This window comes from Hungatella sp. SL.1.14 (genome assembly GCF_024460495.1).
Lineage (GTDB): Bacteria > Bacillota > Clostridia > Lachnospirales > Lachnospiraceae > Hungatella > Hungatella hathewayi.
Genome location: NZ_JANFYJ010000011.1, coordinates 148,078 through 161,174, shown reverse-complemented (window position 1 = coordinate 161,174; position 13,097 = coordinate 148,078). Strand labels below are relative to the sequence as shown.

Below are 13,097 nucleotides of genomic sequence, written 5' to 3'. Positions count from 1 at the left end.
GTGGAAACCTGCATGATTCTTTTTTCTTATCGATATGCGTCCATACACTGGTTCAAATATTTGGGATACTCCTCATTGATCCACAGGTTAGTAAGAATCGTCTCAGATTCTTCAAAACCGGCTTTCTCATAATCCGTTTTATCCAGTACCTTTAAAATACCCTGAGAAGCACCGTAATCCAATACGCCGCTGCACTGCCCGGCAGACAATTCCCTGGTCTGCTCTGCGAGCCAGGCCAGTTCTTCGTTGTCTCTCGGCATTTGATTCGTATCATATTCCACTTCTTCGTATTCGACAGGAGAGGAAAAACGTTCTCCGGCCGCCTCGATGATCGCTTCCGGTTCCGTCCCCTTTTCCAGTTCTTCCCTGACAAAGCTCCATACGGAATCCAGTTCTTCCGGAAATTCTCCCACCTTCATACCATAATACATATAAATGCCGACTCTGGCCTTGCAGCCTCTGTCAAAATAAGAGGGGTCCGCATGGTCATACAGCTCTTCCAGCTGCTCTTTGGTTGGCTTCAGCCGGGTCTCCAGCAGCTTTTCCTTTAAAGCATCTCTCACTTCCATCTGTGTCCTGGAGATATATTCCATCAGGCCATACGTTTTCGGCCCATAGGCGGTCTGGCCCGGCTCTGCCCTTCGCTTATTTTCCTTTTCCAGTGATTTTTTTATATCATCCAGCGTAACATCCACGACAATTCCGTACTTCGCCGCCTCAATCCGCTCCACCGTATCAGACAGAAGCGCATTCATCGCTTCCTCCTGGAGAACCGCGGAAGGAATTTCGCCCTGAAAGGCCGTGTCCCAGAAGCCCTCCTCGTTGGGATCCTGCTGGTACGTCTGATAAAAATACGAACTCACTGACGCGCGGAGATCTGCCTTATAAAGCGCCAAATGTTCCTGAGTGATTGCATACGTTCCAATCCGCATAACGGGCTTATCCGTTTTTCCATGCAGCCAGATTCCTGCTCCCACCAGCATTCCGATCAGCACCAGCCCCAGTAAGATCCTCACTGCAATACCGGTGCGGGAAAGCTTTTTCGGATTTAATCCAAACGCTTTTAGTCTCATGATTCCCTCCGCTCCTTTTCGTCCGTTTTATCCGGGACCGGGCAGAGAGTTTCCGCCCGGCCCCGTGACAGTTTTTCTAATACTTTCTGTATTTTACCATTTCCTGTGTCAAAAGTCTCTCGATTTCGTGAATTTCTTCCATGGAAGCATCTTCATCCGCAAGGATACGCTCCGCGTCTGCGATCAGCTGCTTCAGCCTCGCCTCATCCACATTGCTGAATTCCGATGTGTTGATTGCGGAAGCCAGATCCTTGATAAAGCTCAGATTCTTTTTCACAATTTTTTCCGGTTCATAATCCGTCTTCCATGTTAAGGCCGGTTTTACTGCTCCTTCCTTCGCTGTTCTGGACGAATGAATTCCCACATAGTTGTTTCCTGCCGCTGTCGGGATGCTGATTTCAAAAGATATTTCGCTCTCCCCATCTCTCACAGCCGCCCGCACTGCCTCCGTCACATCCAGATGCTGGATCAGGCTCTCCGAGGTCATGCGCTTCGTCATAACAGCAGCCGGTTCTGTACTCTTTCGATCCGGGAAGCTGTTGAAGGTCACTGAATTTCCTTCCCAGTCATTGCCCACACGGTAAATATTGGCGGCCTCAAAATCTGCACTTGGGGTTCCAGTCAGCTCATACGTCAGATAAATCTGTTCTGCGTCCTCCGGCACTTCAGCCAGGCTGAACTTCATTAAGGATTTTCTCGTATAATTCTGAGCGCCCAGATCGTATTTAACGATCAGACTGGTGGATCCGCTAAAGTTCTTGTCCCCATCGGTTCCTCCCTGCACATACACGTCATCCATGGAGGCAGAGGACTCGTCTCCCACCTGCACTTCGACAGAGGCTGTAATTCCCGCCGAATTAGAAATGCCTTCCGGCAGCTTCAAAACGCCTGTCAGTGTATAAACACCGTACACATCTTTCTGATACTCACCGCGTTCCCAGGTAAGCTCCAGCGTATGTATATTTCCGGCATTATCGTAAGCTTTCACCGTTTCCGGCAGTTTGATATCGGCAAATTTCGTTCCAGGCGCCACCTTTATTCTGTCAAACTCCTCCGAAAGACCTACAAGCTCGATCTGCCCGGTGTCCGCCAGCTTCAAAGTTACCTGGCTCGTACTGCCGGTAGTTCCTGCTGTCTTCACAGACAGTTTAATAAACGGTGTCTTCTGAAGTACTTCGACATTTCCGTCTTTTTCTACAATGTCTCCGCCCGCATAAGGAATGGAAAGTTCAATTGTTCCGTTATTCTCCTGTGTCGGATCCGCCACGCCTGCCGTCACCATTCCATCTGATACCTGCACGGTCACGGAAGCCGGCTTGCTGGAGGTGATGCCTGCCACAGCTTTTCCCTTGCTGTTCCAGAAATTCACACCGGTTATCCCCAGGGAATTTTCCCTCACTGCATGAGCGTCTTCACTGCACTCCAGTACTTCAATATCAGGATTGGCGGCGTAGCTCTCGGTTCCCGCAGCGTCTTTTCCAGGAAGAATGACGTAGGAGTAATCCGCGCCGGACGGTTTCTTTCCATGCTCGAACCAGAACGTTGCAAACTGATTCGTCTCCTGTCCTTCCGTAGTCCCCTGCGCGCTCCAGTTACCGGTCCTCTTTTCTTTTAAAGCCATGATGTCGGCTTTTCCCGGGAAGTAATAGCCAATATCTGAATCTTCGGTATTTCCTTCCAGATAGAGCCAGGAGGCATCCGGAATCTTCGTTCCCTTTTCTGCGCTTTCCGCGCCGTCGTCCCGGATGGATTTCTCATTTCCATCAATTAAAACCTGATTGCTTCCATCCGCTTTGATCTTTCTGTTATCAATTACCGTTTCCACGTAATTTCCGGTGGAGGATGTAATCCCGCTTCCTACCGCAACAATCTCATCGTCAAACATGAACCAGGATTTCTTTGCATCTGTTCCGTTTCTCGTACTTCCACTGCTGCCCAGTGTCTTGTAGTGCATTCCGGCGGTTCCGTAATCGCCCAGACTGGAACCTCCCACCCAGCTGTAGACATTTTTCGTTCGGTCTCCGGCTCCATTGGGACGTGTCACATACTCTGTGGTCGTACCGGCCAGACGTTTGGGATCTACTGTAGCCCAGTATCCCTCTCCATACTGCTCCCTGTCTCCATTATAAAGATAGGTCATTCCGTCTGAAATGTTCCAGGTGCGCTTTCCTTCGTCGTTAATCAGTTCATGCCCATACGTTCTGCTTGAGTGCATCGATAAGGCAAAACCGTACCCCGGCATGATATGCACCAGTTTATCCATGCTTGCAAACAGCTTATGAAGCACGTATTCACTTCTGGGCTCTATCGTATCATCATTCATGATCTGATTCGCCTTCATCAGAGAAGCTATATGGCTGCTCCGGCTATAGTAATACTCTTCATCTATGCCAACATAGTATTTCATCATGCTGTTAAAGCGCTGCTGCTGTTCTTCCGGCATCGCATCTCCGATCAGCATCATGGCATCCATGATCCCGGCGCCTCTCTTCTTATCACTGGAGGTATTTCTGGTAATGTCCCTGCCGGAAATCATATCCATACACAGCCCATTGTAAAGAAACGGCTCGATTCCTTCAAATACCATGTCAAAGATCAGCTGTTCCGCATGATCGTCATACGTCAGTTCATAATCGGACCCCGCCAGTACACTGAACAGAATACTCAGCTTCTCATACAGCTGGGAACCGTATCCGCCCATATAGGCCAGCGCCTGATGCTGAATGAACGAACCGTCTTCATAGAATCCGTCTCCTGTCGTCACATACTCAAACACGGTCTTATAGGCCTTTTTCACGTGTTCCAGCTTGCTTCCGTTATCTGTCAGGAGTGCGACCTGGGCAACAACCATGCCCTTGTCAATCAGATTCGCTCCCGTCATGGCCGGAGAACCCGGGTATCCCGACGGCTTGTCGCAGACATTGGTAAAGCGGTTGACTGCCGCCGCATAGCTGTTAATCTGTTTCAATGTCAGATCATCGTAGAGAATCAGTGCGGTGTCCATAAATGCAATCGGCCCGCCGATCTCCCAGTGCCACCAGTTTCCAAAGAACGGTGTCTGGCTGTCACTGCTGCTGTAGTGGTTCTCATTCATGAAGTCAAGGGCCGTTATCAGCTCCTGCTTCAGTTCTTCGTTCTGATATAATTCACAACCTTCCGTTGCCCACGCAATTGCCATTTCCTTCATGCGCTTAAATGTCTCAGCCACATTTCCGGAATGCACCTTTGCCGATGCTCCTGTTCCTGATATATAGCTCATATCCAGGTCGCTCCAGAGATTCGTCCGGGATGCGTCTCCGCTCTTTATCATGGTGTCCCAGTACTCCAGCGCCTTCTCATTCAATCCGGCTATATAGGTACGCACCGCCGCATTACCGGTATCCAGGGTCCCTCCCAGCAGGTTGTTCATCCATTTCTCTCTCAGCTGTGCAAACTCCTGATTTACAGGCTTATCCGTGCTGGAATTGCGGGTTACAAGCTTTGGCGCCTGTTTTCCTTCTGCTCTGGTGGAATAGAAATCAATCATGTTATCGTTGGCTTCCGTTGGACAGCTGATCTCAAAGGAAATCTCTTTTTCTCCCTTCGCCAGAGCCGCTGTTACAGCTTCACTGACATCAACCGTCACCAGATCACCGGAAATTTCCGCTTTGGTAATAATCCCTGCCGCCTTTTCGGCTGTTCTCGCGGGTATGGTGTTCCATGTAACGGAACCTGCTTCCCATTGATTTCCGATCTGCCGCACCTCTGCCGACGTAAAGTCCTTAGCCGGATTGGAATTGCTGATCCCTCCGGTCAGCTGGAGTACCAGCTCCGCCTCCTTTGTATCGCTTCCGACCGCAGACAGATCAAACTTCAGCAGCGCCCTCCTGGTAAACGACTGATCTCCGTCTGAATACTTCACACGAAGCTTGGAAGCATCGTAATTGCTGAATGACGTGCTCACCGTTCCGGCATCCTTACCTGCCTGAAGGTAGACATCCTGGCTGGCCGTCACCGCCTGTTCACCGGACTTGAGTTCCGCCATCGCAGCCGTTATCTCCGCAGCCAGTTCATTGATCCTGGTTCTTACAGCATCTGTAAAAAGACTTTTGGAAGGAGGTCCCACCTTTTCATAGGTCAGATCACTCTGATCATACTCAGTTGCAAAGAAAGCCTCTGCTTCCTTCAGAAGAGTTTCCAGCTTCTGGTAGGAATCCGCCGTATAATCGTCTGCATTCAGCTTCTTTGCCTCTTTATATACAGACGGAAGATTCGGCGTCGTCACCGTGATGTCATATTCCGGCAGCCAGGTCGAAGTCTTAAAGTTTCTTGCCTTGAATACCACACTGTCGTCATAAATCTTCACATGATAACCGGTTCCGGTTTCCTTTACTCCGTTTTCTGAATCGTTATAGGATGGAAGATCCACCATCGTGCCGAATTCCCGGTCGATTGCCTCCACAACGCCGAAACCATTATGAATATGGCCGGACATGTAGATCACCTGCGGATATTTTGCGAAGATTTCCTTCACGCGTCCATCCTGGTTGCCGAAATCATTCAAAATGTTGCTTCTCCAGTGGGTGTCCTTCAGCGCGTTATGGCCCATGACAAAGATCGGTTTATCCGGGCTGGCATTTTCCGCCAGAGTCTGATCCAGCCACTCCAGCTGTTCATCGGATAAATACATGGCATCCTTGATGCCGTTTTCCGTATTGATCGCGATAAAATGGTAGCCGCCCAGCCAGCGGTCAAAATACAGCTTCCCGTCAGTATTGGGCATATATCTGGCATTTCTCTCCAGATAGAGCGCCTTCGCGGTCGGCCAGTACTTGCTGATCACCGTCTCATCCTTGTTCCAGTCCGCGGAGCTGGTTCCGCGCACATCGTGATTGCCCAGCGTTATCATAACTTTGTCATCGGAAACCGGTGAATACTGGTCCATGATCTTATACATCCCGTCGTACTGGGCCTTTGTACCGCTCTGGGTGAAATCGCCCAGATTCATAATGCCCAGGGTATCCGGATCCATGGCCTTAATATCCTTCAGTCCCGCAATCATATTTGCTGCGTTTGTTTCCGTCAAATCATCTGATTTGATATGTACGTCAGACACTACCTGAAAACTTGCCAGAGGCTCGCTGCCCTCCAGGAACTGATTATATTTCTCTCTCAGTGCTTTGACCGCCGCCATGGCAGCAGCTGCCTGCAGTTCCTCCACTGCGCGTTTCGTTTTCGCTATCTCTTCTGCCATTGCATCGATTCTGTCCTGCGGATATTCGGAACCAGGTTTTACTGCGGCAAGCTGGGCAGCCATCTGATCCACGATCACCGCAGCGCCCTCCGCCTCATAGATCGTCTTTACTGCGGAATCCGCGAGCACCTTGTTGTAAACCCGCAGTTCATCCACCATGCAGCGGCTCATCCCGTAGCAGCCTCTTCCGTCCCCTCCCAGGACAAAATCGAATCCTGCGTCCACGGTTTTTCCACTGTGTTCCGCCATGGAAACGGAGGAATACTTCTCTCCGTCCATGTAAACGGTCATATTGCCATCCCGGTCATACGTACCGACTATGTGATGCCACTGGTCGTCATTGGCGGAAATTTTCTTAATTTCCACTCTTTTGCCCGATATTCCGGAAAAATTCATACGCACGTCGGTATCGCTGGCATTGTCGTAATTGCCAAACGCCCATCCCACATTACTGCCGCTTAAATAATTTTTATTGGAGAGTATGGTGCCGTTGTTCTGTCCGTGATTCTCCGTCTTTATCCAGAAGGATAAAGAAAAATCTGAGGTGCCAAACATCAGGTCCTTCGGCTTGCCGTAATTTACATACTGCTTTGCTTTTGTATTTCCCTGACCCGCAGACTCCCCATTGTCAAATGAGATGGCATTTCCGCGGATTCCCTTTTCATACGCCGGTGTTCCAACCACGGTTCCATTATTTCCGTTTCCGGTTACATCGGTAATCTGAGCCGCAGTTACACTTTCCTCATCAAAGGTGGAATGCATGACCAGACCATCCTTTAAGAGCGCTTCCGTCCCGCTCTCATCCATGATGTCACGGTAAAGCCTCTCAATCTCCGCAGCGCTTAAGGATCTTGTATACATTCTCACTTCATCTAATGCGCATCTGGCCATCCCATTCTTTTTGTTGCCTCCTGCTCCCAGGATCACCGGCATGCCGGTGTCCACGGTTTTTCCGGCATGGCCTGCCATGCTGACCGATGAGGTCCTGGTACCGTCCATATAGACCGTCATCTCCCCGTCCCGGTCGAAAACCACTGCCAGATGATGCCATGCATCGTCATTGGCCTTGATCTCCTTGATCTCCACACGGCTTGAACCCGTTCCTGAAAAATTGGCTCTCACATCCGGACCATAGGATGCTCCGGTAAAATTGCCGATGGCAAATCCCACATTGCTGCCGTTGGCATAGTTTTTATTGCCCAAAATTGCAGAGTTGGTACTTCCGTGGCCGTCTGTCTTCATCCAAAGGGAAATCGTGAAATCTTCTTTCCCAAAAGTAAGCTTGCTGCCCAGATCCACATACTGGCCTGCCTCGTTGCTGTCGCTTCCTGCCTGGCTTCCCGTATTGTTCACATACAGCGCCTTTCCTTTGATTCCGTCCACAAAGGTAATACCGCCGTTAATCGTCCCATCGTTTCCGCTGCCGCTTAAGTCCCTGGCTGTATTGTCATCAAAATCAGAATAATATACAAGCCCCTCATCCGAAACGGATTTTACCGAGGCTGTCCCTGAATTCAGCGGTGCGCCATACGTTAAATTTCCCATCGTCATGGTCACTGCCAGCACTGCCGCGCACAGTTTTTTCCATTTTAATTTCATAAAACAGTTCCCCCTACTGAATCCATGCTCCGTTTTCATCGACCTGATATCCGTCAGGCGTTGTAGTGCCGGTATAGAGCGAGCCAACGGAACGGCTGCCGCTCTCTGCAGCTCCACGATTCCATTTTCCGTTTTCCCCATTCTGCCATCCGGTATTCCCCTGGGTAACCGGATTTAAGTAATACCATTTTCCATTTACAAGTACCCAGCCGGTCATCATTGCTCCTGATTCATCCAGATAGTACCACTGGCCGTCAGCTTCTTCCTTTACCCAGCCTGTGTGCATGGAGCCATCGCTGCCTAACTTATACCACTTGTCTCCATCCAGAATCCATCCTGTCTGCATGTGGCTGTTTCCATCAAAGTGGTACCACTTGTCATTGATTCTGGCCCATTCATTCGTTGCATAGCTTCCGTCACTCTTCTGGAATTTCCAGATGTCATTCTCTGCCTTCTGCCACTGGCCGCTTACATTCACCGGCGCACGGTTTACTTTCACAGAGCCGGAGCCGCTTCCTGAACTGCTTCCTGTACTGCTGCCTGAGGAAGATTTTTTCACAACCGTAATCTGGAACGTATCTGTAAATACTTTAATTGCATCATTGACTGCTACCCGGTAGGTAACAACTACATCCTTCGTTCCGGCTGTTCCGGTATTCACATCTCCAACCTCGTATCCGCTTATGTTCTTCGTGCTTCCGTCACTGTATACGGCCGCTACGACCAGCCCTGCTGAGCTGAAACGTTCACCGGTTTTATACTCCGTCTTTGTCGGAAGTGATGTGATTTTAATTCCGGTCATGACCTTCGTTACCGGATCTGTCTTTCCGCTGTATTCCAGTGCGTCGACAGCCTCCTTCAGGTTTTCATATGCCATGTCTACCACCGGCTGGTCTGCTTTCGTCAGCGTTTTATCCCTTAATACTGCTTTCGCCTCCGATAATGCTTCTTTCATCGCCTCATACGTTTCTTCGGTATAATCTTTTTTCTTCTTTGACTCAGCGATCAGAACGAGATCTCTCAGCGCATCGGTATCCGCCTTCTGGTTCTCTTCAGAATCCATACTCCATATCGCTTCCATCAGTTCTGTATAGGCGGTATGTACTTCCAGTTCTGTAGCCTTTGTATTTACCAGAACCTCAGCAGCTTTATTAAATGCCTTCATGAAACGGTTCTTTGCCGCTTCTGTCAGCTGTGCTGCATCACCATTGTTGATCAGCTCCGCCGCTTCCGTATAAAGTACGAGAAGCGCATTCTTATCTTCCGGTTCAATAATGCTGACTGAAACGGTTGCAAATTTCTGATCCGGATTTTCGATGGAATCATGGTTGGTCAAGTCCAGATAACCGATACAGGTATAAGAAAATTCTTTTTCAGGATCATAGGCGTTATCCGGGAACCAATACTGAATGCCGACTTCTGCCTCCTGACCGTTATCCAGTAATACGGCTGCCATCTCCGGAAGTCCCAGTTCCTCCCACGGAGTTCCCACCAGCTGGATAATTCCGGCGAAATCCTTTACCTTCACCACTTTGTGAAGCGCTTCCATGACATTGACGGTACAGGCGATCGGCAGATTGATTCCGTCTGCTTTTCCATATACGACAAAGGTTCCTTCTGTCTGATAGCTGGCAGGGTTCATGGAATTCCATTCGACAGTCACATTCTTTGTTTCCTCGTTTGAGTACGTAACCGTTACCGTTTCCGGAAGAACCGGTTTCTTTCCTGCCGGAGTGGATACAGACACAGCCTCCACCTTCGTCTCATACACATTACTCAGAACAATTGTCGGCGCCATCTTTCCGGCTGCCTCTTTGGATGCAAAGTCTATGCCTCCGTTGTCACCGGTCGCATACTCTCCAAAATAATCGGTCACCATCAGAAATGAAAATGATGTCTGTCCATTTTTAGCATATGCTTTCTTCACCCAGTCGGTAACATCCAGTTCTACAATATTGTCATGATTATCTCTGATATCTGTATAAACGATCTTCTTGTCCTTTATTACCAGGTTATCTGCGGAGAAATCAGGCGTCGAGTTCCATGTCACCTCATCTTCCTTCCACTCATCGCTTACCTCATATACCTTCAGATAGAAATGATTGTTAATTTTTTTATAGTCATCTTCGCTGTTCGGTCTGGTCATCTGAAGCTTAACGGTAATGTTTGTCGCTGACTTAAGCATTTCCGTCTCTTCGGATAAGTCAAATCCAATGATACCTCTTCTCGTATAGGATGGAGCATTATTGGCTGTCTTTACCTTGATGACGTTCGGATCGGATTTGCCGTAAGCCTTGTTCCCGTCTGCTTCCTGTGTATAAGCATCCTTGGCTGCCCTTTTCTCTTTTACCGTCTTGCCGTCGCCAAGTTCACCGATTACCTTAACGGCAGCCGTACAAGTCTGTTTTAATCCGGCCACCCGGCCTTCTACGGTAAATTCACCTTCGTGAGAGTACTGATCCAGAGCCACCTTATCCCACCGGACATCCAGCTCCATCGTAAGTCCGCCGGCAAATACAGCATTCACACGGTCCGGAAGCTCCGGATAAATTCCGGCAAACGTCGTAACCTCTACACGCTCGTAGCTCTCCGGTGCATCGGCCACTACAATCGTCGCTGTAACCTGGTTGGAAAGACCGGGAAGCACACCCGGAAGTTCAATGACACCGGATTCCATGCAGTCCTCCTTTGTCAGTTCTTCCCATTCCACCGGATACTGATACGTTTCCCCATCCAGGACTATTTTTAAGGTCTTCGGAAGTTCCGGTACAACGCCCAGTGTGGTAACCAGATTGACAGTCTCTACTTCTTCCGCCTCTTCATCCTGGTTTGAGTATTCCAGCGCTCCGATATCCACACGTCCGGCAATGGTATTTCCCATGATATCTTCAGTTGGCATACCCTCAATTCGCTGTCCGGCCTGGATACACGGAGACTCCCCGGTCAGCTGATACGGCTCCACCAGACTTTGAATTCGTTCTTTCGTGAAATCGGAATCAATCAGCTCTTCCAGATCCTCTAATGGATACTGATAGTTGGAATACGTCTCTCCCGCTTTATAGTTCTTCAGCATCGGATCTGCAAAAATATTGCCTTTTTCCATTAACGAGTTCTTATCCAGAACACTTCCGGCCGCTGTATTGGCAATGGTATCCGGATAGAAACAGTTGTTTTCGATTATACTGTCCTCATGTATCGTAGACCCCTGCTCCAGCACTGCAAAATCAATGGAAGCGCCGTCTTTGGCCAGAACGATGTTGTTCTTAAAGTCCACAAAACAGGTACGCTTACTCTTCCCGCCAAACAGGGAGGTATTCTTTCCTTCCCCAAACACCACAATCGTGTTGTTATAGATCTTTCCGACATTTGGTCCGGCAGAGCTGGTGTTATCGTAATGGAAGGTCTGCTGCTGCATCCTGCTTCCGTTCGGATACGTGCCGGTTCCGTCATTGATGCTGACATTATAACGGAAAATCGTATTTTTCTGGCTGGACATGAACAGCATGGCGCCGCCGCCGCAGTCGTGGCTCAAATTATACTGGAAAATATTGTCCACGTTCATCATGTCGGAGTCAAATGCTTCGCCGTCATCATAGCCGTATTTATTTCCGTACGCCTCATTGTACTGTACAATGACATCGTCGGCAAACATGGTCCAGCACTGGGCATAGTTCACAGTTCCCCGGTCCAGTCCGCAGGAGGAATTGACCATGTTCCCTTCCACCAGACCGCCTTTCGTCTCTGTCAGTACAATTCCGTCTCCGACAACATTTTCAAGATAGTTGTTTCGGATTGTTACGTTGGAATAATTTTTGAGGAATTCATTCTTTCCCCATCCGCTGCTTCCGATATCCGTGTTGCACTTGTTCCGGATTCCCTCAATCGCCACGTTCTTCACGTAGTTTCCTTCAATCAGGACATCTTCAAATGCAGCGCGCCCCATGGCCTTGGCTGTCATATTGCCATTATCATCAATGGTAACACGGTTTCCATCCTTATCGAGATAGTGTCCCATGACGATAATACCACCGGAGGTTTTTCCTCCCTTAAAATTGGAGTTTACATCATGGACGTAACAGTTCTTAACCACAATGTGCTTATAAATCTCTTTCTGATTGGAGGAATAGATTAAGATGCCGGCACGTTCACTGGTTCCGCTGTCCATGGCCTCCCCCATCTTATCAGTACTCTCCAGGTTTGTAACTTCCAGATTATAAATCTCCCAGTATTCCTCGTTATATATAGTAACAGCTCCGGTAATCGACGGACCGGAGGTACCATTTCCATTAATCACAGGGCGGCTTCCTTCCCCGTACATATCGATGGTTATGGGAGCCCCTTCCTGACCGCTTCCTTTTGGATTCAGCGGCTGGTTCCAGATACAATCTGCCTTCAGGAGAATTCTGTCTCCGGGAAGAAATGTTTTGGAATTCACCCTGTCAAAGGATTTCCAGGCGGTATCCTCTGTCTTTCCATCTGCCGTATCATTTCCATCTCTGGCATCCACGTAGTAGGTTGTCCCTTCCGTCTGCATCTTTAACGCATTGGACGCGGTTGAAAGACTGGCATTGGAATCTGTCGCAGTGCGGTCATTTGCGGCATATCTGTCCGAGTTGTTCACTGATGTATCAGCAAATCCAACCATATTGACAGGAATCGCACTCATCATCATGACTGCCGCCATCATGCCCGCGGCTTTTCGTTTGAAAAATTTGCTTGTTTTTTGCATAACGATATTTCCCCCTTGCTGTTTTTTGACCTCTTTTTTGTAAAATCATTTCTGCTTTATCTTCTTTTTTTCATTTTTTTATCCTCCCTGTTCTTAAATTATCTTATCCTGGTCATACCAGTTTTCGATTTTGAAAGTATAATACTAATTATGGTAGACTTAATTTTTCGGTATTGGGGAATAGCGGCTGCTGTACGCATAGAAGAAAAAATTTCTTTTGATAAAAGAAGTTGAATAGTCAGAACGCAAATAGAAAGATACCTTAATTTCAACACAAAAATACCGATAATACTTTACATAATTAGTATTATCGGCAGTATCCAAAACTGTTTCTCCACGATTTACGGCAGAAAATGCCTGTAAAATCACAGCAAAGCAGAGTATGACAATGATAATTAAAGTTTAGATTTTACACCAAAAGTATAACATTGGGAAATACTGGCAAAAATAAATAATTTGCTGA

3 protein-coding genes are annotated in these 13,097 nt (G+C 48.3%); all 3 read right to left on the bottom strand.

What is annotated here, in order from left to right:
• Window positions 1-26 precede the first annotated feature (26 nt).
• Window positions 27-1,073: a hypothetical protein gene (locus NE473_RS13865; protein ID WP_022030050.1), complete on the bottom strand. Its 1,047-nt coding sequence runs from the start codon at window positions 1,071-1,073 to the stop codon at window positions 27-29.
• A 76-nt stretch (window positions 1,074-1,149) separates the two neighbouring features.
• Entirely contained in the window at window positions 1,150-7,905 is a 6,756-nt protein-coding gene (locus NE473_RS13860; protein ID WP_172682246.1) for a polysaccharide lyase family 8 super-sandwich domain-containing protein, read from the bottom strand.
• Window positions 7,906-7,918: 13 nt separating this feature from the next.
• Complete coding sequence (locus NE473_RS13855; RefSeq protein ID WP_055649919.1) at window positions 7,919-12,634, bottom strand: Ig-like domain-containing protein; 4,716 nt, start codon at window positions 12,632-12,634, stop codon at window positions 7,919-7,921.
• Window positions 12,635-13,097: the final 463 nt, after the last annotated feature.